The sequence below is a fragment of the Pseudomonas sp. S5D5 genome, assembly GCF_003013355.1.
GTDB classification, from domain to species: Bacteria; Pseudomonadota; Gammaproteobacteria; order Pseudomonadales; family Pseudomonadaceae; genus Aquipseudomonas; species Aquipseudomonas aylmerensis.
This window is the reverse complement of the sequence record NZ_PTEO01000001.1, coordinates 2,536,628-2,560,124: the sequence shown is the minus strand read 5'-3', so window position 1 is coordinate 2,560,124 and position 23,497 is coordinate 2,536,628. Positions and strand designations below refer to the sequence as shown.

Here is a 23,497-nt window from a genome sequence, read left to right as displayed (position 1 = left end):
CTTCCCACCGCGGGTTTTACAACGGCTTTTTCCCATAGGGCAGCAAACGCAAGCCACTGGCCACGGCGCCCACCAGCGCGAATGCACAGCCCAGCCACAAGGCATACTGCGGGCCGCTGCCGACAAACAGGTGGAAACACAAGGCCACCAACGACGCCCCCAGTGTCTGCCCGAGCAAGCGTGAAATCGCCACGATACCGCTGGCACCGCCGCTGCGTGCCAATGGCGCGCTGGTCATCAACGCCTTGAGGTTGGGCGACTGAAAGAAACCGAAACCGGCACCGCACAACGCCATGCGCCAACCGATATCGAACGCCGAGGCGCCGCTACCCAGGCTCGCCAGTGCGGCCATGCCCACACTCAGCATCAGCAGGCCGATGCCGCACAACGCGCCCAGCGATACGCGGTCCGCCAGGCGTCCGGCCACCAGCGCCATCACCGCAACCACCGCCGGCCACGGCGTCATCAGGAAACCGGTTTCCACCTGGCTATGCCCCAGCACCGCCTGCAACAGGAACGGCAGTGACACAAACGCCAGGCCCTGGGCACTGAAGGCACAGATTGCCGTCAGGGACGACAAGGCAAACACCGGCCGCTTGAACAGGTCCAGGGCCAGCATCGGCGCCGGGTGCCCGGCCTGGCGACGCAACAGCAACGCACCGCACACCAGCGCCACGGCGATCAGGCCCAGGGTCAGCGCGCCCTCGGCGCCATGCACCGCCGTGCCCAGGCCCAGCACCAACAGGGCAAACAGCCCGGCACACAGCACCGCCGCCCACCGGTCGAAGGCGTGCCCGGTCATCGGCAGGGTCGGCAATGAGCGCAATCCCAACGCCAAGGCCAGCAGCCCCAAAGGCACGTTGATCAGGTACAGCCAGTGCCAGGTCGCCACCGAGAGGATGGCCGACGCTGCGGTCGGCCCCAGGGTAAACGCCAGCCCGACGACCAGCGAGTTATAGCCGAGGCCACGCCCGAGCATTTTCGACGGGTAGATATGCCGCAGCAGCGCGGTATTCACGCTCATGATCGCCGCCGCCCCCAATCCTTGCACCACCCGCGCAGCGGTGAGCGTGACCAGCGAACCGGCCAGCCCGCAAAACAGCGACGAGAGGATAAACACCAGCAACCCGCCGAGGTACACGCGGCGATGCCCCAGCACATCACTCAGGGACGCGAACGGCAGCACCGTGGCGATAATCGCCAGTTGATAGGCGTTGACCACCCAGATCACCGAGGCGGAATCGGTGCCGATCCCTTCGGCCAGGGTCGGCAGTGCGGTGTTGACGATGGCCGTGTCCAGGGTGGCCATGCCGATCCCCAGGGAGATCGCGATCACGGCCGGCAGGCGTTTGTTGAGGGGCAGCCCATCGGCAACAGAAGACATGAACAATCCGCACAGGTGGCAAAGGTGTCTAGATTACGGGCAGATCGGGATTTTTTCAGTGAGTGATTGCCTGGCTGTCGAAATTTTCATGTTCGCCAGTGCGCGGTGGTCGCCATCAATGCCACCGCTTCGGCGAAGCCGGCCTGTGCCGAGGTGTTGAGCGTGACCATGCCCACACACCGACTCGGCTTCAGGCTGGCCGTCCGGGCCGCCACCCGCGCGCCCAGTTCCAGGCCGGCCAGCAGCGCCTCGGGGATGTGCAGGGCGTTCATCAGTTCCAGCACGTCCTGGCCCAGCACCGCCTCATCGGCGCTGCGCAGGGAAGGCACGATCACGCGAAAACCCTGGGCCGCCAATGGCGCTGTCATTTCGGCGAACGCGCCGACATCCGCCGCCAACAACAGGATCGCGTGGCCCTCCTCCGGCCCTGCGGCTTCATAACGCATCTCGAATTCATCGGTGCTGACCTGTTGCAGCGCCAACGTCGGCATCGACACGGTCACGCTGGCCAACAGTAAAAAACCACGCCGATCAACCATCACTCACCTCCACGATCAATTCACTGCCCAGCCATCCGGCCAGGTATTCACCGGCCCGCGCCACGCCGGCTTCTTCGCCCAGCCGCGCCACCAGCCATTCGCACAACCCGGCAAAACTGCCGTCGCCCTGAAGCTGCGCCAGCGCTTGAAACTCCAACGCATCCACCGGGCGCAAACGCGAGGTGAACTGGCGCCGCCACACCAGCACGCCGCCCGCCGCCTCCAGCATCTGCGCCGGCGGTGCGGGCTGCGCCTGCCAGAGCGCCGACCAGATGGCATCGGCATTGGTGGTCAGGGCGTGGCAACGCAGGGACGGCGCGAGGCGCAGTACCGCCGTGTCCCACTCCAGCGTGGCCAGCGCCTCCAGTGCCAAAGGTTGGGCATCGGCGGCGACAAAGGCCTGGTTGAGGGCCGATTCGATCCAGGCCAGCTCATGCACATCCGGGTTGTGGGGGAACACCTCCAGCAACGTCGGGTAAAACCCCTCGGGATAGGCATCCAGGGTCCAGGCGTGCGGCGGATGCCGGTCGATATGGGTAATGCTGGCGGCCAGGAAGGCCTCGTCACCGAGCCAACGGCGCAGGTGTGGAAACGCCTGCTCCAGGCACGCGACCAATTGCGCACGATAGTTGTTCTGGTACACCGCCAGGCCCGCGCGGTGATTGCCCAGCGCGCTCGCAGCGTCATCCGCCGCACTGACCAGCCAGTGGCGAAAGGTCTGCTGGAGTTCGGCCAGGTTCATCGCCGCGCCCCCACCGCACGCGCCATCGACAACTCATGCAGCAGCTCGGCGAGAGGCGGGAGGTGATCGTCGCGCTCGATCATGGTCGCCACCGGCCCGACCCGTGCGATGGCCTCGGCGTACAGGTCCCAGACCCCGCTGCACACCGGGCTGTCATGGCTGTCGATCAATAACTCGGCGCCCTGGCTGTGGCCGGCCAGGTGAATCTGGCGCACGCGCTCGGCCGGGATCCCGTCGAGAAAATCCCGTGCATCAAAGCCATGGTTGCTGGCACTGACATACACATTGTTGACGTCCAGCAGCAGCTCACAACCGGTGCGCTGGGCCATGGCGGTGATAAAAGCCCACTCACTCATGGACGCGCCCTCGAAGGCCAGGTAGCTGGAAGGGTTTTCAAACAACAGGGTGCGGCCCAGGGCTTCCTGGGCCTGGTGGATGTTCGCGCACACGCGGTCGAGTGCTTCGTCGGTGTAGGGCACGGGCAACAAGTCGTGGGCGTTGAAGGCGCCGCTGCGCGACCAGCTCAGGTGGTCGGAGACGAACAGCGGGTCAATCTCGTCCACCAGCGCCTTGAGGCGCCGCAGGTAGTCCGGGTCGAGCCCTTCGGCGCTGCCAATCGACATCGATACACCGTGCAGCGCCACCGGGTGCCGCTCGCGGACCTGGCGCAGGATATGCCGTGGCTGGCCGCCTGCGACCATAAAATTTTCGGAGATCACTTCGACGAAATCCACCGGCACCGAGGTTTCCAGGAAGTCGCAGTAGTGCTCCTTGCGCAGCCCCAGGCCGTAGCCTGCAAAGTGCGCGGTCGAATTCGACATGATCGCTTCTCCATCAAAAACGGTGGCGAGGGAGCTGACTCGCCACCCAGGGGCGTTACTTCGGCTCAGTCAGGGTGCCGCCGGCCTTGAGGCATTCGGAAGGGGTCTTGACGATCACGCCTTCGCCCTTGCAACTGTTGAGGCCCTTGCAGTCGTTCTTGGCGGTGGCGCAGAGGCTGGTGCCCTTGCAGGTGTTGACGCCGTAGCAGCGGCCGGGTTTTTCCTGCTGGTCGGCGGCGCTGGCGGCCGAGGCGAATGAAGCAGAAGCCATGGCGATCAGGGCGGCGGCAGCGGCAAGGCTCAAGCGGGATTTGAGTGCAGTGTTCATGGTGTTTTCCTTTTGGGGGTGTGGGTTATTTGATGACCGCAGCCGCGTCTTCGATGACCTTCGCCACGGCTTCGGGCTGGGAGATGTACACCGAATGGCTGGCCTTGATTTCCGTGACCTTGGAGCCGGCACGCTGGTACATCCAGCGCTGCAGGTCCGGGCTCAGGGCGCGGTCTTCGGTGGAGACCACCGCGTAGCTCGGCTTCTTGTGCCAGGCCGCGGCCCACACGGTGCCGCCGAACAACGCCGTGGTCGCCGGAACCTGCGAGGCGGCCATGAAATCGGTGCGGTTGGTGGTCAGGTCGGCGGCAAAGTCGGCATTGAACCGGGCGCGATCAAAGAACAGGTGACCGTCGCGGCTCGGCTTGATGTCATCGCTCGGCGCCGGCATCGAGCCGATCAACTGGGCCATGTTTTCGCCGACTTCCGGCTGCAGGGCCGCGACGTACACCAGCGACTTGACCTTGTCGCGGTCGCCGGCAATCGAGATCACCGCGCCACCGGAGCTGTGGCCCACCAGCACCACCGGGCCGACCTGCTGCTCCAGCACTTCACGGGCTTCGGCCACATCGGCGGCGAGGTTTTCGTGGCCCTGGTGCACCACGGTGACCTTGTAGCCCTTGTGAATCAGGATGTCGTGGACCACGCGCCAGCCAGAGCCGTCGACGAACGAGCCGGGCACGATCACCACGCTCTTGCCGGTGCCGGGTTGAGGTGCGTCGGCCGCCTGGGCCAACAGCGGAACAGTCATGGCCATGGCAATGGCCAGGGAAGAAAGCATACGCATCAGGATGTCTCCATTAAGGGTTGCAACGTTTAGCCCGGATCACGCGGTCCAACGACCAGGCCCCACCGCCATACGCCAGCAGCGGCAGCAACAGGCCCGCCCAGGTCAGGTGCACCGGCCAGGCGTCGGGGTACACGAAGACCTCGATCACCAGGGTCATGCCCAGCAGCGCGGCGGCAGCCGGACGGGTCAGCAGGCCCAGTACCAGCAGCAGCGGGAACAGGTGCTCGGCGTAGGTCGCCAGGTGGGCGGCCCACTCCGGCGGGATCAACGGCAAGGCGTATTCCGAGCGAAACAGCGTGTAGGTCGAAGGCTTGAGTTCAAGAAAACCTGTGACCTTGGTGCGTCCCGACAGGAAGAACACCGCCGCGATCCCCAGCCGCGCGACCAGCAACAGCAGTGCCGGTGGCAGCAGGCGCTGGATCACGGCTGCTCCGTCAGGCTGCCGTAGCCTTTGGGCGTCTTGATCTGGGTGCAGGTGCCTTTGTCCACCAGTACCCAGGCGTTGCCCTGGTAGTCGGCGGTGGCGGTGCCGGCGCACGAGGTACCTTTGCCGGCGGCGCAGTCGTTGGCCCCGGCCAGGGACACGCCGAAGCATTTTTCCTGGGGCTTGGGTTCATCGGCGTGGGCCACCGCCGCAAAGGCGCTGAGGGACAGCGCAAGGGTGGCCGCGAGGGCTGCGTAGGAACGCTTCATCGGTGTATCTCCTGGCTTGACTGAGTGTGACCAGGGCGCGAGTGGCGGTACGTGACCGCCGGCGCCGGCTGGTGGACAGAGTTAAAGCCAGGCGTGTATCCGCTCTGTGTCGCGAACACGCCAGAACGTCATGCCGGTGTATCAGCAAGGTCCAGGGATACAGTGGGATACACGGCAGCAGTCATTGCCGTGGTGCGGGGCTGAGGCCGGCGTTTGCGCAGAGGGGGAATCTGCTGGGCGGACGGCCTGCAGAGGCAAGGCCCGGCACACTCAAGGTGTGAACGGGCCTGGCGAATGCGCAGGGTCAAACCCGCCGGCAGCGACTTTTCAGAGCGGCGCGGTAACCGCCATCGCACTCAGGTCCAGGTGCCCGTCCTTGACCGGCGGGCACCAGTAATAGCCGCCGGTCAACGGCGTGCTGATGCGGTACAACCCGTCGACGATGCCATCCTCCAACCCGCTCATGCGACGCAGTTGCGCTTCAAACGCATCGAAGGAATGGCCGAACGCGAGGAACATCAACCCCGCCTGGCCGTTCTCGGCCCAAGGCATCGAGCGGCGCACCACGAACGCTTCCGGGGTGAAGCTCTCCTGGGCAGTGCGCTTGGTGTGGGCGGATTCGGGGGCGTCCTCCAACTCTTCGTTGTCGCCATGGCGCCGGCCGATGATGTGGTCGCGCTCCTGGGCCGGCAACGCGGCAAACCCGTCAAGATCGTGCTGCCATTGCTGGATCGCGGCAAAGCTGGCGCCGCTGTCGGTCAGGGCGGCGTCAACGGCGGCGTCGTCGTGTGGGTTTTCGGTACCGTCCTCGTAGTCGGTGAGGTCAAAACCGGTCTTGAAGCGGAACCCCTCCGTCGATTGCTCCAGGCGAAACGCCGGCGCCAGGGCCTTCTCCAGCGCACGGCTACGCAACAGCAACTCACCGCGATCCACGCCGTGCAACCACACCCACAACGCCTGCTGGGTCGACGGGTTGTGCGCCCCCGGACCACTGACCGCCGGGAATGCACGCAAGCCGTCAATGCGCGCGCCCAGCGCGTTTACCAGCGGTTCACCCAACCCGACCACTGCCGCCGAATCGGCCAGTTGCACCAGCGCGTCAAGCGCAGCGGGCACGGCTGCCAGGGTATCCACGGCAAAAAACAGGTGGCGCGCCTGCAAAGGCACCGGTGCGGCAAGAATGCCCGGCTGGTACTGACTCATGTGAACTCCTTCTGAAAAGCCGCGCAGTTTACCCCAACGCGCGCGGCCAGCGCGGGCTTGTGCTCGAGGTTTTCCAGGCAGCGCGGATCGAGGCCCAACTGCGCCTTCAACTGCGCCCACCCCTTGGGCGTGACCTGCACTGCACGGGACGCTTTCGCCCGGCGCAGCCAGCCGGCGGGCTGCTGTAACGCGTCTGGCCCTTGCCATACAGACCTTGGATGGGTGACTCTCTAGTCATGTTTTGCAACTATTCCAGGGGTAGTGACATGACCACCAGCAACCTGCTCGCCCAGCTGTTTCCCGCCTCCGCCGCGGACATTCCCGAACAGTTTCGCCTGGCGGCGCCCATTGAACAGCGTGATTACCTGGTAGATGGCCAGTTGCAGGTATGGAACGGCCCATTGGCCCAGGTGCTCAGCCCGGTACAGCTGGGGGACGAGCGGGTGCATATCGGCAGCACGCCGCTGCTCGACGCCGACACCGCCCTCCTCGCCCTCGACGCCGCCGTGCGCGCCTACGACCGGGGCCAGGGTGAATGGCCGACGATGCGCGTGGCCGACCGTATCCAGCACGTCGAAGCGTTTTTGCGGCGCATGCGCGAACAGCGGGATGCGGTGGTCAAGCTGCTGATGTGGGAGATCGGCAAGAACCTCAAGGACTCGCAGAAAGAGTTCGACCGCACCTGCGACTACATCACCGACACCATCAATGCGCTCAAGGAACTCGACCGGCGCAGCAGCCGCTTCGAGCTGGAACAGGACACGCTCGGGCAGATCCGCCGCGTGCCGCTGGGCGTGGCGCTGTGCATGGGACCTTACAACTACCCGCTGAACGAGACGTTCACCACGCTGATCCCGGCGCTGATCATGGGCAACACCGTGGTGTTCAAGCCGGCCAAGCTCGGCGTGCTGCTGATTCGGCCGCTGCTGGAAGCGTTCCGCGACAGCTTCCCGGCCGGGGTAATCAACGTGATCTACGGCAGCGGCCGTGAAACCGTGAGTGCGCTGATGGCCAGCGGCAAGATCGATATCTTTGCGTTCATCGGCACCAACAAGGCCGCCAGCGACTTGAAGAAGCTGCACCCCAAGCCGCACCGCTTGCGTGCCGCGCTGGGCCTGGATGCGAAAAACCCCGGCATCGTGCTGCCCGATGTGGACCTCGACAATGCGGTCAGCGAAGCGGTCACCGGCTCGCTGTCGTTCAACGGCCAACGCTGCACCGCGCTGAAGATCCTGTTTGTGCACGAGGACGTGGTCGAGCGTTTTATCGAGAAATTCAACGCCAAGCTGGCCACCCTGAAACCGGGCATGCCGTGGGAAGACGGCGTCGCCCTGACCCCGTTGCCGGAAGCCGGCAAGGTCGACTACCTCAACGCGCTGGTGGCGGATGCGACCCAGCACGGGGCCCAGGTGGTGAATGCCAATGGCGGCACCTCACGCGGCACATTCTTCTACCCGGCCGTGCTGTACCCGGTGAACCCGCAGATGCGCGTGTACCACGAGGAACAGTTCGGCCCGGTGGTGCCGATCGTGCCTTACCGCGACCTGGACAGCGTGATCGAGTACGTCCTCGACTCGGACTTCGGCCAGCAACTGAGCCTCTTCGGCACCAATGCCGTGGAAGTCGGGCGCCTGGTCGACGCGTTCGCCAACCAGGTCGGCCGGATCAATATCAACGCCCAATGCCAGCGCGGGCCGGACACCTTCCCGTTCAACGGGCGCAAGAACTCGGCCGAGGGCACGCTGTCGGTACATGACGCGCTGCGCGTGTTCTCGATCCGCACCCTGGTGGCCACCAAATTCCAGGAAAGCAACAAGGCGCTGGTCAGCGATATCCTGCGCAACCGTGACTCAAGCTTCCTGACCACCGACTACATTTTCTGACAGCAGGCTTCTGTAGGCGCTTGGCCTGCGATGCAAACACCTCGGTGCTGCAGACCCACCGGGCGGATGCTATCGCAGGCAAGCCAGCGCCCACAGTGGCTCGAGTTAACCCTGACTTTTTGAGGCCCCTTCAATACCGATGAACCTGCCCCTGTTTGCCCGGCGCCTGCTGCGCCCCCTGCTCTACCCCTACCGCCGCTATCGGCATGCCAAGCTGATCCACGCCGTGCGCGTGTCCATCGGCCTGCTGGCAACGATCCTGCTCACCACCGGCATCAACCTGCCCCATGGTGAGTGGGCCTCGGTGACCATGTTGATCGTGATCGGCGGCCTGCAGCACCACGGCAATATCGGCAAGAAAGCCGTGGAGCGCGCCTACGGCACCCTGATCGGCGCCAGTGTCGGCTTGCTGCTGGTGGTGCAACAGGCCTACTTCGGCCTGCCGTTGCTCACCTACCTGTTGATGTCAGTGGTGTGCGGGTTCTTTTCCTACCACGCCATCGGCAAGGGCGGGTACATCGCGCTGCTGTCGGCGATCACTGTGTTTATCGTCGCGGGGCATGGCGACAACCCGATCTCGGACGGTTTGTGGCGCACGGTCGATATCCTGATCGGTATCGTGCTGGCCCTGGCCTTCTCGTTCGCCCTGCCGCTGTATGCCGTGTACTCATGGCGCTACAACCTGGCCAGCGCCCTGCGCGACTGCGCCGCGATCTATAGCCGCATCATCAATGGCCAGTCGGTGACTGACGATGAACACCTGAAACTGCTCAACCGCCTCAACGCGGCGATGCTGCAACTGCGCTCGCTGATGCCGTCGGTGTCCAAGGAAGTGCGCATCTCCATGACCGAGCTGGACGCGATCCAGCGCCACCTGCGCATGTGCATCAGCACCCTGGAGATCCTCGGCAACACCCGGCCCGACCCACGCGATGAACAGGCGATGGCGCGCATGCAGGTGATGTTGAAAGCCGAGCACCGGCAGATCCGGGTGCAACTGGTGGGAATGGCGCGGGCGTTGAAGTCGGGGGTGACGGAACGGCTGGAACGGCCGAGCCACATCACCGGCAACGAACCTGCGCTGGATGCGCCGGTGTACAGTGCGCTGGATGGGTATCGGTTGTTGACGGTGCAGTTGGCGGCGAACGTGGATGCGATGCGGGGGCGGCTGGCCAAAAGCGCGAAGCGGTGGGGGATTTAAGGCGATTAAAAAAGGCCGACTCAGGTATGAGTCGGCCATATGATTTTTTCGTGACGTAAAAAAAAGGGACAGTTCATTGGAAATCGAACTGTCCCGGCTTTTACAGAGTTAAGAGGTAGAGGTCAGATCCTCTGTAGACACCAAGCGCCAAAATTAGCGTTAGCGTCGTAAATGTATTGGCAGAGTGCCGCACGCGCAGTGCTGTCGTAGTAAATTGAATGATTAGCGGCGCAGCCTACTCCTCGGTCATCGCAATACCAATAATTTCTAACGGCTGGCCAAGGTGCTTGATATCTACGCTTCATATCATTCTCAGCGGTGAGATCCACGGCGAGAGCTAGATTAGTATTCCTCCACGCCAAGGCGGCACCGAAAGAAAGTGCCAAACCATTTTGAAGCAGGCGATAGACATTGCTTACCTGAACAACATAGGAGGCAGTCGAATTGTTTCGATCGCGAGCAGTAATCGTTGATGACCCGTTTGCGTTTCCGATCACGTACCCGGTTGCAGCGTTAACGGCGGCGACATCTGTTTGATGGATGTTCACGCTTGACACCTACTAAATTTCCAGACTTCCACATCCGATCGCTGATATGCAGCGACGAAGCGAAGGCTAGACATTGGAGTGAGCAGGCGTTAGGCCGTGGGATTGTCTAGGAAGCGGTCTGCAAGTTAAGGAGATATGGATTGCTGGTCTTTGAGCGTTTGTAGTGAGGTACTAAAAGCGGATGAAATTGTCGATTAAATAAGCCGTCGCGTTTGTCCGCAATATGAAAGCGGGATATCCCTTGGCTTGTGTAGAGACAAGGTTCTGGGTCTCCCGCTCTTGCCGCACTGTCTCTTTTTTACTTCTCCGTGAGTCTTTTAGTTTACGTGATAGCGATACCATCGTAGACCGCTGTTGCAACCGCTCTTACTTCGGTGCCAGTTTGTATTCCGAGGAGAAAATGTATATTCGGCGGCAAGTAGATTTCTGAGCTCCAAGTTATATCGCGGATAGGCCAGTTGCTTCCAAATATAGCCGTTAGATCATACAGTTCATGGAGCCCTGGAATTCTGCCGTATGGTAGGGCTGCGGCTCGCATTGCGCTATATGTACCTGTCCCAAGAGTATAGCAACTTCTATAAGTACCCATGATCTGGATGTTATAACTAGCGGTCTGTTGAGCGCTATCTATCACAGTGATAGTGGCAGTCCCCAATCCCTTGATCGTTACTCTGCCATTTGTGGCATCTACTGAAGCAATGCTTGAGTCACTGGATGAGTATGTATAAGGTTTAACGCCTCCGCTGGGTAGGCGCACGGAGCCAAAGTAAGCAATGTCTGTGGGCCCGAAATTAACCAACAGAAAACGCAGGTTGGGAATGATTCTGGGTGTTGTATCAAGCACCAGTGCCGGGGGGCGAATGGCAATGAGGCTGTAACGGGTATCAGGAAATGACAGTGCCTTCGCCTTATCCGCACTACCATCAAACGCCACCTCGCACTTGACAGTGACCTCACTGTTATTCGACAAACCGGCCAGCCAACTGCGTAACACCACCTTGTCGACCAATCCATTTGCAGCCTCTGTTGCGTTGATGGCAACGCCATTGAGCACAGGCAAATCGGCCGTCCCGGCACTGCTGCAAGTAATCCACACCCGCTGCCCCGTAGCACTGAAATGCCATTTCGCCACTGCAGCCAGCGCGTTGCCAGTAAATGTGTTCAGATCCAATCTTCCCCCCGTAGCGATGTTATTAATGATTGCGCGTGGCAAGTTCGCCGCAGAAATCGGTGTGACCGTCACGGTGACGGTATCGGATGGTGTGGTCGCGCCGCTACGCGTTACCTCGTACCTGAGGGTGAACGTCCGGTTACTGCTGCCGATATTGGCCGCGATGGCGCCGGAGGGAATCGTGAAGTCAACGGAGCCACTTGTGCTGCCGTCCTTGGCTGCAATGTCGGGAGAGCCCGCAGCACCGTTACCCACCATGAAGACTTTGATACGGTCGGTTCCCTGCATGTCGGGGTAGGACACCCGCACCGTACCGCCATTCAAGGCGCTCAACGGAGCCAGGGTCACCGAGGCACCACTGCCGGCCGCTTGAATCAGCACGGGCAGGGGCAAGTCCCTAAGTGCTAAGCGCACCGTGTAGATGGACTGCTGGAACAGTTGGGCGTTGGCCTCGACAGCGCTGCCGTCAAAGGTCACTCTGCAGGTGACGGTGATCTGTTGATTGTTCGGCAATGCCGCGAGCCAACTGCGCAGGACTGCCTTGTTCGCCAGCCCGTTCTGCGCTTCCGGCGCCGTAATCGCGACGCCATCGAGCACGGGCAAATCAGCTGAACCAGCACTGCTGCACCTCAACCAGACGCGCTGGCCGGCCACACTCAAGCGCCACTTGGCGACAGCAGCCGTCGGGTTGCCGGTAATGGTGCTGAGATCAAGTATGCCGCCACTGGCAACATTGTTGATCAACACTGGTGGAAGGTCTGATGCGTTGATTCGCTGCACGGTTAACGTCTGAATAAAGGAGTCCACCGGTTCGCCATTGATGGTGGCGATATAACGCAATTCGATGGTCTTGCCCACGCTGTCGGCGAGGATCTTCTGGCTGATGGCAAAGTCAACACGACCGCCGTCCAGGCCGTCCTTGGCGGCGATGCTGGCCATGGTGCCATCAGGGTAGATCCAGTGGGGTTGAATTCGGTGCGAGCCATTCATCCCCCCATAGGCGACCGTCACCGAGGCGGTATTTTCGTAGTCCAGCGGGTAAATGCTCAGGTTAGCGCCGATACGGTTGGCGAAGGCCGGCGCCGGCAATGTCGAAGGAATCGCCTGCACAATATGCTCGCGTACTCCAAACAACACCGCCTGATCCTTGCTCAAGCTTTCGGACAAGGTCACCCAGAAGCGGATGGTCAGCCGCGAGCCATCCTTGAGCCGGCGCAGTTTGTCTACCGGCGCAGGCGGGGAAATACCATTCGTCTCGCCAATGGTGGTGACCAGATTGGCCGTGTAGGTGTTCTCGATAAACGGCGTGTCATCAGCATAAGTGCCCTCGTAGGTCATCCACATACGCTGGTTGGCCGCGATGAAGTTCCACACGGAAACACGCGTGCGGGCGGCATCGTTGATTTGCGACAGTTGCAACACCATGCTGTCGCCCACTCCGTCAATGGTCGGCGTAGGCAATCCGGTCAGTGGCAGCAGTTCCAGGTTCAATACATCTGACTCGTAGGGAATGGCACCGCGGAAAAAATGGTACTGCACGCTGATGCGATTGCCGCTGTGGCGAATACCTTTGGCGATAAACTCGCTTGGAATCGGAACGCTCACCTCGTTGGTGGCGGGGTTGCCCTGCACTTCTGTGGCGTAGCTGCCGTTGCCATCGGGGCTGAGCCAGTCGATAAAAATCCGATCGGTCGCATGCATCGGCCGGAATTTCACGATTACGTGGGCGCCCGACAAAGCTGCCAACGGGTCGAGACGATCCGGGAAGCGCTGGGCTTCGGCGACTTCCGGGCGGTCCAACTCCACACCCACGCCAACGGTGAGGTTCAGCACTTCCGAGCGCAATACCTGCCGGGGTGGTCCGACGCGTTCCAGGCTGTAGCTGATGCGCAGGCTGCCGTTGAGGTTGAAGTCGAGGATGGTGCGGCTGACCGGGAATGTCAGTGGCTGGCCCTGGGTCGCCGCATTGACATGAATGGTGCCATTCGCCGAGCCGCCCAAGGCTGAACCGACGCAAATCCAGTGGTACACGTCGCCGTCTCGGGCATCGAGGTAGGGCAAGGTCAGCAGCACGGTCGGGCCGGGAATGCGGTCGGGGTTGATATTGTTGCCTTCGGTGCCCTGAAGCTGCGGCTGCGGCATGTCGACAACACGTTCGCCCACTTGGGCACCCACCTCTGCCGATTTGCGCGTGGTGACACCGTCGGTCACCACGTAGTAGAAATAAATCAGGCCCAGGCCGTTGAACTGTTGCAGGTCCTCCTTGCTGACATAACGGCTGCCACCCTGGGTGCCCGCCAGTTGGGAGTCGATATAGGGTGTACCACCGCCGCCGGGTATGCGGTGCTCGATGTACAGGGTTTCCAGCCAGTCGGGGTTGTGCGGTTCGTAGAAAGGTATGGTGACGGTGATGTCATCCTCAGGGTCAATCAAGCCCAGTTCGATTGGGTTGATCGTCACTCCCGGCATTGACACTGGTGTGCCGATCACGGTGACGGTGATGCTGCCGGATTTCCCGATGAAGACGCCGTGGGCATCTTCTATCACGAATGAAACCCGGAAGGAGCCGCCGACGATCTGCTTGATGACATCGTTACTGACCGGGACAGTGGTCAGGTATGTATTGGTCGCGTTCACCGCAGGCAGGGTAAATGGCGGGGTCGAACCATCCGCCAACGTGGCATACAGGGTGGCGATGACCTTGTGTGGCGGATTGGGTGCGGGAATCTGGCGGCCAGTGAAGCACGAGAGGGTAAAGACCGCGTCGCTCTGGGTATCGACATCAACCTGGGTTGATTCAACACTATCGATCATAAAGATCGGCGCTTCCAGCAGGCTGGGGTCCAGTTCGCTCATCAGGATGTAACGCTTGGAATACGCGTATTTTTCCCCGGACATGTTCTCCACCACGTCCTGCACCCGAAAGCGCAAGGTCAGGGGCCCCAGTTGGCCGCCCTGGAGGATGATGTCTTTGCTGACGAAAATCCGGATCGGTCCGCTGCCGGCCGCCTCTGCAGGGCTGACAATGTGTATGACGAAGATGCCGTCCCAGGACAGTTCGATACGGTCGTTCTGGCGGATATGTTCATACGGTTCAATCAGGCACCAGACGCCGCCCTCGGCAATTAACCGATCAATCGTCGACCCTTCCGGCAAGCCCTCGACGGTCATCACCAGGCCGGTATGCCACTCACTGCCCGGGTCAGTATCAGTGCCGCCGGGGCGAGTGGTCTTGATCAGGATGGTCTGCAACGGCGAGGTGCTCTCCTGAAAGGTGCCGGCGCGCAATACCCGGCCGTACATCGGTATCTCGCCTTCAGGAACATGCTCTCTGGGCACGAACAGACCGTATCTCGGCTCGTCCTCAAGGGCAATATCGGCCGCTACTGCGTTAAGCAGATCATCCAGGTAAAGGCCGTAAAAGTCGGAAAGGCTCCACCCGGTCCACTTTTCAAACACGAAGTAGGCATACGGGGTGACATGGCGGATGGCCAGGCCGTACACGGCGTTTTCCGGGTAAAGGGTGGCGTGCAGTGGGATATGGGGGTAGGCGGAAAAAGGCGGGTCGAGGTCTTCGATCCGCCGGGGGCTGTTGGCCGTTGGGTTGGGGGTGTTGTAGACCACCATGTCCTGTGACAGCAGCAGCGGTGGGGCTTCATCACCGCGGGAATCGGCGGCGGGATCAACGGGTAGATTGGACATGGAACGGACTCCTTGCTGGAGGGGATGCGCGCGGAAATAGGCGCGCATGAGGCAAGGAAAATCAGACACCCGCAGGGAGTGAGCGTCTACCTGTCAGAATTGACAGTAGCGACGGACGGCAAATCGCTCATGGAAAAATCAGAAAAGCCTCACTGGACAAAACTTCAAACCTTCACACTTTTTCTTACATATTTTTCACGTTTTATTCACATCCCAAGACGTAGGGTAAAGCCTCATCCGTTACAAACGTTGCACATCAAGCCCGCCGCCCCAGCGGGCTTTTTTTTGCGCGTTTTTTGCCAGGATCGACTCCCCGGCGAAAAACCCAGGCGCCGCGTTCAGTTTGAAATTGAACGTTATCGCTTTGAGTTTTTCGCCGGCAAACCGGCATCTACAGGACTATCAGCGCGTAGCCTTGGCGGCCGGGGCTGCCGCTTGCTCGCGAATGGCACGCTGGGTATCCAGCACCTTGGCCAAGGCGTTTTCGGCTTCCGGGCTTTGCTGGGGCACCCGAATGGCCGCGGACACCAGGGTGATCAGCTTGGCCATGACTTCGGCGTCAGTGGCTGGGCGTCCCAGGCTCATGGAGTTCATCAGCAGGCGCAATTCGGTGCCGGCCATGACCCCGGAAATGGCCTTGAGCGCAAATTGCAGGCGCACGCCCAGCTCATTGCGCGGCAGGTCCGGCAGCGCCAGGGCAAAGGCTTCGAAAAAGCGCTGGAATACCGGCTGGTAATGGACCTTGAGGTATTCCTGGATAAACGGCGACGTGTCGCTGTAGACCCGCCCCAGGAACCGGATGAACGAGCGCCCTTCCCCGCTGGCACTCGCCGGGTCACTGCGCTCCAGGCCCATGGCCGGCGCAAACAGCACCCCGAGCAACGTGTCGCAGTCCAGCGGCCCGTCGGATTCGGCTTCGCAGCGCGCCAGCAGTTCCAGGCGCTGCTCGTTGAGCGGCTCGAGGCGCTGCATCAGCAGGGTTTTCATCAGGGAATCCTTGTCCCCGAAGTGATAATTCACCGCGGCCAGATTCACCTGGGCACGCTCGGTGATCTGCCGCAGCAGCACGGCGTCGTAGCCGTATTTGATGAAGAGAGCCTCTGTCGCATCCAGCAGTCGAGTCTTGGTTACATTTGGAGCGCTGAGTTTCTTCGCGACCATACAAGTTCCACGTGGGAAATATTGTTTTAAAAAATAATTTGATTTTTTATACCGGGGCCGCTGATCGAAAGCAAGTAGTGACACTGCGCCATATGATTGAAAGCCTTTGCCGGCGGGCTCGTTGAGGGTAGTTGAAGGGTTTTTGCCGAGCCTGCTGGCCTGTCGGGGAAATCATTTCAAAGGGTAAAACCGCTCTATATCCATGGCTGGCGAAGCGCGTAGAACACGGTTAGTATTCAAACAATATTTTAAAAACAAGAAATAAAACCAGTCCGTGACGCGTTCCAGGCAGCTCCCGAACTTGTTACAAGGATTTACCGGGGGCAGTGCGGCCGCGTCGAGACTGAAGGCGTAGTCATGATGACAGATACCCCCGCGCACCCAGGCTTGATTTCCCTGCAAGGCATCGGCAAAAGCTATCAGCTGGCCGGTCAACACCTGTCCATTCTCAATGATGTGTGCCTGACGATCGCCAGCGGCGACAGTTGCGGCATTCTCGGCGCTTCCGGGTCCGGCAAAAGTACCCTGCTGAATATCCTTGGCCTGCTCGACCTGCCCAATTGCGGCAAATACCACTTTGCCGGCCACGATATTTTCAGCGCCAGCCCCGATCAGTTGGCGGCGATCCGCAACCAGCAGATCGGTTTTGTGTTCCAGAGCTTCAACCTGCTGCCCCGCCTGAGTGCCCTCGACAATGTCGCCCTGCCCCTGAGCTACCGCGGTGTGTCGCGTCACGAATCGGTGGAGCAGGCCCTGCGCATGCTTGAACAGGTCGGCCTGGCCGAACGCGCCCATCACCGCCCTGCCGACCTCTCCGGCGGCCAGCGCCAACGCGTGGCGATTGCCCGCGCCCTGGTGGGCAACCCTTCGGTGATCCTCGCCGACGAGCCCACCGGCAACCTCGACAGCACCACCGCCCAGGACATCATGGACCTGCTCCTGGAGTTGAACCGCGAGCAGCAGGTGACGCTGATCATCGTCACCCACGACCCTCACATCGCCGAGCGCCTGGAACGCAAGATCCTGGTACGCAATGGCGTGGTGCAAGAGGCCGGGCGCCTATGAGGGGGCAGGCACAGAGCAGCCTGCGGGTCGAACAGAGTCTCGGCCAACTGCTGCATGAAGCCTTGGTGAGCCTGCGCACCCTGGGTAAACGCTCGATCCTGGCCCTGCTCGGCATCGTGATCGGCAGCTCCTCGGTGGTCGCATTGATCAATATCGGCCACAACGCGGCGGTGGATGCCGCGATGATTTTCAAGGACATGGGCACCGACACGCTGGTCGCCCAGTTTGCCACCAAGGGCAGCAATACTGCGCCGATGCGCGCCCGCCTGGATCTGGAGGCAGTGCGCCAGGCGGCACCAGGGATCGAACATATCGGCGCATTGACGCTGTTCAGCGGCCCCCTGCTGTTCCATGGCCGTACCGTCAACGCCAACTTCGTCGGTAGCACCGACGATATCAAGGACGCGATGCGACTGGTGGTGCGCGAGGGACGGTTCCTGACGAGCTTCGACGCCAATGAGACCTACGCCGTGATCGGTGATCAGCTGTTCCAGGCGTTGAGTACTCCGGGCGATCCACTGAAATTGGGTGATCGCGTGCGCATCAATGACTACCTGTTTCTGCTGGTCGGCATCCTGCAATCCCAGCCCCGCGCAATGCTGATGCCGGTACAGGCCAACGAATCACTGTTTCTCCCCGCCGAGGGCATGCGCCGCATCTACGCCACCCCGCAAATTGGCAATGTGATCATCCGCGCCGCGCCCGAACAGAACATGGACCTTATTGCTAAGCAGGCGGCCGCGGCCTTGCAAACGCAAACGCCCAATCATGAAGTCGCAATCACGGTGCCCCAGCAAATGATCGATGGCATGACCCGCCAAAGCCGTACGTTCGCCTACCTGCTGCTGGCACTGGGGGCGATCTCCCTGGTGGGCGGCGGCGTGGGGGTGATGAACGTGATGCTGATGAACGTCTCGGAACGCCGCCGCGAAATCGGCATTCGCATGGCCCTGGGTGCGCGCCGGCGCGATATCCGCAACCTGTTCCTGCTCGAGGCCGTGACACTCACGGCAGTGGGGGCCTTGTGCGGCGCGGTGTTGGGTATGACCTGCGCCTGGCTGTACGCGTGGATGTCGGGCTGGACATTTGCGCTGGCCACCGCCGCGCTGCCCTTGGGGGTGGGCAGCACGTTGCTGGTGGGCTTGTTCTTCGGTATCTATCCGGCGGTCTCGGCCTCGCGGCTGCAGCCGGTGGAGGCCTTGCGCGATGAGTAAATGGCTGTGGTTGCTCGCCTTGATCAGCCTGCACGGCATGGCCGCCGACATTGTCATCAAGCCGTCCGCACCCAGCACCACTCGCAGCGGCTACGACCGGGGCGTGTCGTTGAAGGCCCAGGCAACCGACATGACCCTCGGTGACGCCGTGTACCTGGGCCTGCGCAACAACCCCGCGATCCGCAGTGCGTATCTGCAACGGGTGGCGCAGAAGTTCGATCTGCGCGTGGCCGAGGATGTGTTCAACCCCAAGCTCACCCTCAACAGTTATTACCGCAGCAACCGTGGCTCGGCCGACAACGCGCGCAATGCCAGCGTCGCCCCGGCCACCAGCCTGCTCGGCGAGTACGGCACCCGCCTGAGCATGGCCTGGACCCAGCAACTGAACAACGCCGACCGCGCCGGCCGCTACCGCAGCGACGGTCTCGACCTGGCGATCATCCAGCCATTGATGCGCGGCGCCGGCTGGGACGCCACCACCGCGCCGCTGCGCCTGTCTCGCCTGTCGGAACAGGCCAACCGCCTGAACCTCAAGGCCACCGTGGCCCAGACCATCAGCCAGATCATCGCCACCTACCGCGAATTGCTGCGTGCCCAGGAGCAACTGAGCATCGTGCAGGACGCCCTCAAGCGCTCCGGCACGTTGCTGGAGGTGAACAAGGCGTTGATCAGCGCCGGACGCATGGCCGAGTTCGAAATCGTGCAGACCGAAGCCGATATCGCCACCCAGCAACTCGGTGTCGAGGAAGCCCAGAACCAGCTCGACACCAGCCGCCTGGCCCTGCTGCGCTTGCTGGCGCTGGACCTGTCCACGCCGATTCGCGCCACCGAAGCCCTGGAGGCCAGCCCCCTGCAGATCGACAAGCGCCAGGCCTTCAACCTCGCGCAGAGCCAGCAACCGGAATACCTCGCCGCCCTGCTCGGCAGCCAGCAGGCCGACCTCAACCTGGTGATTGCCAAGGACTCCGGGCGCTGGCAGGTGGACCTGGTGGCCGGCGCCAATCAGGTCCGCGACGCCTACGACAACGATGCCGGCCGCTCCAACAACCGCACTTGGGACAGCTACGCTGGAGTGCAGGTGCAGATCCCCATCGGCGATATCAGCACGCGCCAGGCCGAAGTGCGTGCGCGGGTGAATGTGGAGGATCAGGAGATCCGCATCACCGATGCGCGCCAGGAACTGGAACGCAGCGTCAACGACGTGGTGCGTGACCTCGGCACCCGCTGGCGGCAATACCAGATATCCCAGCGCGCGGTGGAATTGTCGCGGCGCAAGATCGAGATCGAGCGCGAAAAACTCAGCGCCGGACGCTCCACCAACTTCCAGGTGCTGAGCTTCGAGACTGACCTGCGCAACGCCGAGAACGCGCAACTCAATGCGCTGATCGCTTATTTGAACGCCCAGACCCAGCTTGACTTGACCCTGGGCATGACGCTGGAAAGTTGGGAAATCGCCCTCAATGACTACTAAACACAAAGGCCTGTTGGTTGTATTGATCGTGCTGCTGGCCGGCGCGGGGCTGGCCCTGCGCAACCCGACTGAAGGCCCGGCCACCGCCGGCGAGCAATGGTTGGCGGTGAAGCCCGACCCGCTGGTGCACCAGATCGGCCTGGTGGGCAAGATCGAACCCGACACCACCCTGACCCTTACCGCGCCCTTCGATGGCACTGTGCAGGCCAACCTGGTGGAGCAAGGCCAGCAGGTCGAAGCCGGGCAGGTGCTGCTGCGCATGGACCCGGCCATCCTCGAAGTGCAATTGCGCGAAGCCCTCTCCGCGCAGCTCAAGGCACGGCGCACCGTGCAAGAGATGCAGGACTGGGACAGCGGCCCCACCGTCAGCCGCGCCCGGCGCAGCCTGCGCACGGCCGAAATGAGCGCCGGCAACACCCAGCGCAAGCTGACCGAAAGCGAAAACCTGTTCCAGCGCGGCATCATTCCGCGCAACGAACTGGACGACCTCAGGCAGCAGACCCAGCAGCAACAGCTTGACCTCGCTTCAGCGCGCAGTGAGCTGCAACAGGCACTGGACCAGGGCAAAGGCGAATATCGGCAGATCGCGGACATGGAGCTGACCAACGCGACGGTGAAATACGATGCCCTGCACACACTGCTCGAAGGCAAGGAGCTCAAGGCACCGTTTTCCGGGATCGTAGTGCCGCCGCCCGGCAACAACGCCACTCAGGGCGGCGGCAACAACAACGCACCGGTGCAGGCCGGCAGCAGGGTCAACCAGGGGCAGGTGCTGTTTGGCCTGGCCAATATCGAACGGCTGAAAATCGTCGCCAAAGTCTCGGAGCTGGACATCAACCAACTCCATCAGGGCCAGGCGGTGGAAGTGATGGGCGACGGTTTTGATGGGGAGCGGCTGAGCGGCTCGGTGAGCGTGGTCAGCGGCCTGGCGATTTCCAGCGACGGCCAGGGCAGCGCGCAGTTTCCGGTGACCCTGTCGATCCCCAAGCTGACCCCGCAGCAGTTGCAGCGAGTGCGGCTGGGGATGAGTGCGCGCTTGACCATCGTCACGTACAACAATGAACAGGCGATGGTGATTCCAAGCCAGGCGCTCCAGGCGGACATGACCGTGGAGTATCGAGCGGCAATGGATAAACCGGTGGAGCGCGTCAAGGTCACCACCGGGCAATCGACCCCGCAGGGGGTTGAGGTGTTTGGCCTGAAACCTGGGTATGTGAAGATCCCGGGATAAATGAACATTCAAATGTGGGGGGCTGGCTTGCGGTTATCTGCTGATACAGGGGTGGCTGACCCACCGCTATCGCAGGCAAGCCAGCTCCCACAGTGGAACTGCGCCAGGCGCAGGAATCAGGCCTGCCCCGCCAAAAACTGTGGGAACTGAGCCAGGCACAGGATTCAGGCCTGCCACAAATAAGTGTGGGAGCTGAACCAGGCACAGAATTCAGTCCCGCCACCAACCAGTGTGGGAGCTGGCTTGCCTGCGAAGGCGGTGGATCAGCTGCATCATGGTTGACTGACACTGCGCCTTCGCGAGCAAGCCCGCTCCCACAGTGGAACTGTGCCAGACACAGGAATCAGGCAAGCCCCGCCAAAAACTGTGGGAACTGAGACAGACACAGGAATCAGGCAAGCCACAAACCAGTGTGGGAGCTGAGCCAGACACAGGACTCAGGCCCGCCACAAATAAGTGTGGGAGCTGGCTTGCCTGCGAAGGCGGTGGATCAGCTGCATCATGGTTGACTGACCCACCGCTATCGCAGGCAAGCCAGCTCCCACAGTGGAACTGTGCCAGGTACAGGACTCAGTCCCGCCACAAATCAGTGTGGGAGCTGGCTTGCCTGCGAAGGCGGTGGGTCAGCTGCATCATGGTTGGCTGACACTGCGCCTTCGCGAGCAAGCCCGCTCCCACAGTGGAGCTGCGCCAGGCACAGGAATCAAGCAAGTCACCAACCAGTGTGGGAACTGAACCAGTCACAGGAATCAAGCCTGCCACCAACCAGTGTGGGAGCTGGCTTGCCTGCGAAGGCGGTGGATCAGCTGCATCATGGTTGACTGACCCACCGCTATCGCAGGCAAGCCAGCTCCCAAAGTGGAACTGTGCCAGGTACAGGAATCAAGCCAGCCACAAACCAGTGTGGGAACTGCGCCAGGCACAGGAATCAGGCAAGCCAGCTTCCACATCAGAGCTGTGTGAGCTTGGCAGCCAGCGCCTTGGCCTGGATCGCCACGTCGGTCACTGCCGTGCTCTCCCACCACATCCCGCGCAACGGCGGGCCCATGGCGAACAGGCGCTGGCTGACATTGCCCTCGGCATCCAGCACCGCCCCCGACACATCCGCCGCAATCCCCAGCGCCAAGGGTCCGGGCTGGATCAACCCGCGTTCGAGCAACTGCCGTGGCAACGGCCGGGCCACGCGGCGCCAGTCGTATTCGATGCCGCTGGAGTTGATCAGCGCCGCCCCCGACACCTGGCGGATCGCCTGCTCGCCACGCGCGCGCAGGCGGATCGTCACGCCCTCGCCGCCAGGCTCCAGCCCTTTGAACGATGCCGCCCGAATGCGCAACCGCCCTTCCTCCCGCAATCGCGCCACCAACTGCGCGCTCAACGGCGGTGAGCGGTGGTGATGGCTCTCCCACCATGGCCGCACATGCCGCACGAACTGGCGCTTCTCGCGCTCACTGGCCTGGCTCCACAACCGCCCGATATGCGCACGCACCGTGTCCAGCGGCGCCTGCCAATCGATGCCCTGCGCCAGCGCAAGACGGCATTGACGACGGACCTCGCGCAGCAATTGCAGAGGGCTGCGCAGGCGGTGGTCGGCAGCGAGAAAATCCTCCCAGCTCGGCGGCTGGCGGCGCGCATGGGGCAACAGTCCGTGGCGGGAAAAAATCTCGATCGGCCCGCGATGCCCGGCCTGCTCCAAAGACACCACGGCATCGACCATGGTCAACCCGGAGCCGATGATCAGCACGGGGGCCTGTGGGTCGATCTGGGTCATCGCCTGCACATCCCACGGGTCGACCGCAGCGGCATTCAAGCCGCTGGACTCGGTCTGCGGCGTACGCGCCGCCGGGAACATGCCGGTAGCCAGCACCGCGCGGGCGCCGCGCAGTTGCTGGCCGTTATCGAGGGTCAGCAGGGTTGAATCGGCGCTCACTTGCAGGTCGACCACTTCCCCGCGCACATGCTCGACAGTCGACGCAGACAAGGCCCTGGCCTCGGTCAGGCGTTGCTGTGCGTACACGCCAAAAAGCCCGCGCGGCGGGAACAGTTCACTGACGGGCACCGGTTGCTCGGCCGACTCCGGCCATCCGCCGGCGCCGATGTAATCGGTGAGCCATTGGGTCAGGTCGTCGGCATTGTCGGGGTCGACGCTCATGCGCGCCGCATTGCCGTTCAGGGTGTGGCCCAGCTCGACTGCGCTGTAGGCCTCGCCACGCCCGAGTTCGGCGCGCGGCTCGATCACCAGGATCCGGCGCTGGCCCGGCAGGCGCAGCAGTTGCACGGCGAGCATCGTGCCGCTCAGGCCGCCGCCGATGATCAGGACATCGGCGTTGCGGATGGTTTCAGTCATGCAGGT

General features: G+C 62.2%; 18 protein-coding genes. 6 read left to right on the top strand and 12 right to left on the bottom strand.

What is annotated here, in order from left to right:
* Positions 1-16 precede the first annotated feature (16 nt).
* The 9 genes from C9990_RS11975 to C9990_RS11935 all read right to left on the bottom strand — a co-directional run bounded on the left by C9990_RS11975 (position 17) and on the right by C9990_RS11935 (position 6,500).
* Positions 17-1,384, bottom strand: a complete 1,368-nt coding sequence (locus C9990_RS11975; RefSeq protein ID WP_106803413.1) for an MFS transporter — start codon at positions 1,382-1,384, stop codon at positions 17-19.
* A gap of 86 nt (positions 1,385-1,470) precedes the next feature.
* Entirely contained in the window at positions 1,471-1,923 is a 453-nt protein-coding gene (locus C9990_RS11970; protein WP_106803412.1) for an alpha/beta fold hydrolase, read from the bottom strand.
* On the bottom strand, positions 1,916-2,665 hold the full coding sequence (locus C9990_RS11965) for a DNA-binding domain-containing protein (RefSeq protein ID WP_106803411.1): 750 nt from the start codon (positions 2,663-2,665) through the stop codon (positions 1,916-1,918). Before C9990_RS11965 ends, C9990_RS11970 begins: the two co-directional genes overlap by 8 nt.
* Entirely contained in the window at positions 2,662-3,486 is an 825-nt protein-coding gene (locus C9990_RS11960) for a DUF692 domain-containing protein (protein ID WP_106803410.1), read from the bottom strand. Before C9990_RS11960 ends, C9990_RS11965 begins: the two co-directional genes overlap by 4 nt.
* Before the next feature lie 55 nt (positions 3,487-3,541).
* The gene (locus C9990_RS11955) at positions 3,542-3,814 is read right to left on the bottom strand and encodes a hypothetical protein (RefSeq protein WP_093123885.1); all 273 of its coding nucleotides are present in this window, start codon (positions 3,812-3,814) and stop codon (positions 3,542-3,544) included.
* Between the two features lie 25 nt (positions 3,815-3,839).
* Positions 3,840-4,601 carry an alpha/beta fold hydrolase gene (locus tag C9990_RS11950; protein WP_065900946.1) on the bottom strand — a complete coding sequence of 254 codons (762 nt, stop codon included), beginning with the start codon at positions 4,599-4,601 and terminating at the stop codon, positions 3,840-3,842.
* Between the two features lie 13 nt (positions 4,602-4,614).
* Positions 4,615-5,028 (bottom strand): DoxX family protein, encoded by a 414-nt coding sequence (locus C9990_RS11945; protein WP_065900948.1) that lies wholly within the window; start codon positions 5,026-5,028, stop codon positions 4,615-4,617.
* Positions 5,025-5,297, bottom strand: coding sequence for a DUF2282 domain-containing protein (locus C9990_RS11940; RefSeq protein ID WP_106803409.1), 273 nt, complete (start codon positions 5,295-5,297; stop codon positions 5,025-5,027). Before C9990_RS11940 ends, C9990_RS11945 begins: the two co-directional genes overlap by 4 nt.
* A gap of 327 nt (positions 5,298-5,624) precedes the next feature.
* Entirely contained in the window at positions 5,625-6,500 is an 876-nt protein-coding gene (locus tag C9990_RS11935; protein WP_065900950.1) for a Dyp-type peroxidase, read from the bottom strand.
* A 266-nt stretch (positions 6,501-6,766) separates the two neighbouring features.
* Between C9990_RS11935 and C9990_RS11925 the strand changes: the two genes are divergently transcribed.
* Both C9990_RS11925 and C9990_RS11920 read left to right on the top strand, forming a co-directional pair.
* Complete coding sequence (locus tag C9990_RS11925) at positions 6,767-8,383, top strand: NADP-dependent glyceraldehyde-3-phosphate dehydrogenase (protein ID WP_106803408.1); 1,617 nt, start codon at positions 6,767-6,769, stop codon at positions 8,381-8,383.
* Between the two features lie 139 nt (positions 8,384-8,522).
* Positions 8,523-9,584 (top strand): FUSC family protein, encoded by a 1,062-nt coding sequence (locus tag C9990_RS11920; protein WP_106803407.1) that lies wholly within the window; start codon positions 8,523-8,525, stop codon positions 9,582-9,584.
* Positions 9,585-10,454: 870 nt separating this feature from the next.
* On the opposite strand, the gene C9990_RS11915 is transcribed toward C9990_RS11920, so the two are convergent.
* Both C9990_RS11915 and C9990_RS11910 read right to left on the bottom strand, forming a co-directional pair.
* Positions 10,455-15,005: an Ig-like domain-containing protein gene (locus tag C9990_RS11915; RefSeq protein ID WP_106803406.1), complete on the bottom strand. Its 4,551-nt coding sequence runs from the start codon at positions 15,003-15,005 to the stop codon at positions 10,455-10,457.
* Positions 15,006-15,407: 402 nt separating this feature from the next.
* The gene (locus C9990_RS11910) at positions 15,408-16,166 is read right to left on the bottom strand and encodes a TetR/AcrR family transcriptional regulator (RefSeq protein ID WP_065900958.1); all 759 of its coding nucleotides are present in this window, start codon (positions 16,164-16,166) and stop codon (positions 15,408-15,410) included.
* A gap of 357 nt (positions 16,167-16,523) precedes the next feature.
* Between C9990_RS11910 and C9990_RS11905 the strand changes: the two genes are divergently transcribed.
* Genes C9990_RS11905 through C9990_RS11890 form a run of 4 tightly spaced genes read left to right on the top strand, consistent with a single transcriptional unit; the run spans position 16,524 to position 21,147 of the window.
* Positions 16,524-17,231, top strand: a complete 708-nt coding sequence (locus tag C9990_RS11905; RefSeq protein ID WP_065900960.1) for an ABC transporter ATP-binding protein — start codon at positions 16,524-16,526, stop codon at positions 17,229-17,231.
* Positions 17,228-18,445 (top strand): ABC transporter permease, encoded by a 1,218-nt coding sequence (locus C9990_RS11900; RefSeq protein WP_106803405.1) that lies wholly within the window; start codon positions 17,228-17,230, stop codon positions 18,443-18,445. Before C9990_RS11905 ends, C9990_RS11900 begins: the two co-directional genes overlap by 4 nt.
* Complete coding sequence (locus C9990_RS11895) at positions 18,438-19,916, top strand: TolC family protein (RefSeq protein WP_106803404.1); 1,479 nt, start codon at positions 18,438-18,440, stop codon at positions 19,914-19,916. Before C9990_RS11900 ends, C9990_RS11895 begins: the two co-directional genes overlap by 8 nt.
* Entirely contained in the window at positions 19,906-21,147 is a 1,242-nt protein-coding gene (locus C9990_RS11890; RefSeq protein WP_106803403.1) for an efflux RND transporter periplasmic adaptor subunit, read from the top strand. The genes C9990_RS11895 and C9990_RS11890 overlap by 11 nt, the downstream gene beginning before the upstream one ends.
* 949 nt (positions 21,148-22,096) lie before the next feature.
* Here the strand turns inward: C9990_RS11890 and C9990_RS11885 are convergent.
* A complete protein-coding gene (locus tag C9990_RS11885) occupies positions 22,097-23,491 on the bottom strand; it encodes an FAD/NAD(P)-binding protein (RefSeq protein WP_106803402.1) in 1,395 nt (464 codons plus the stop codon).
* Between the last annotated feature and the right edge of the window lie 6 nt (positions 23,492-23,497).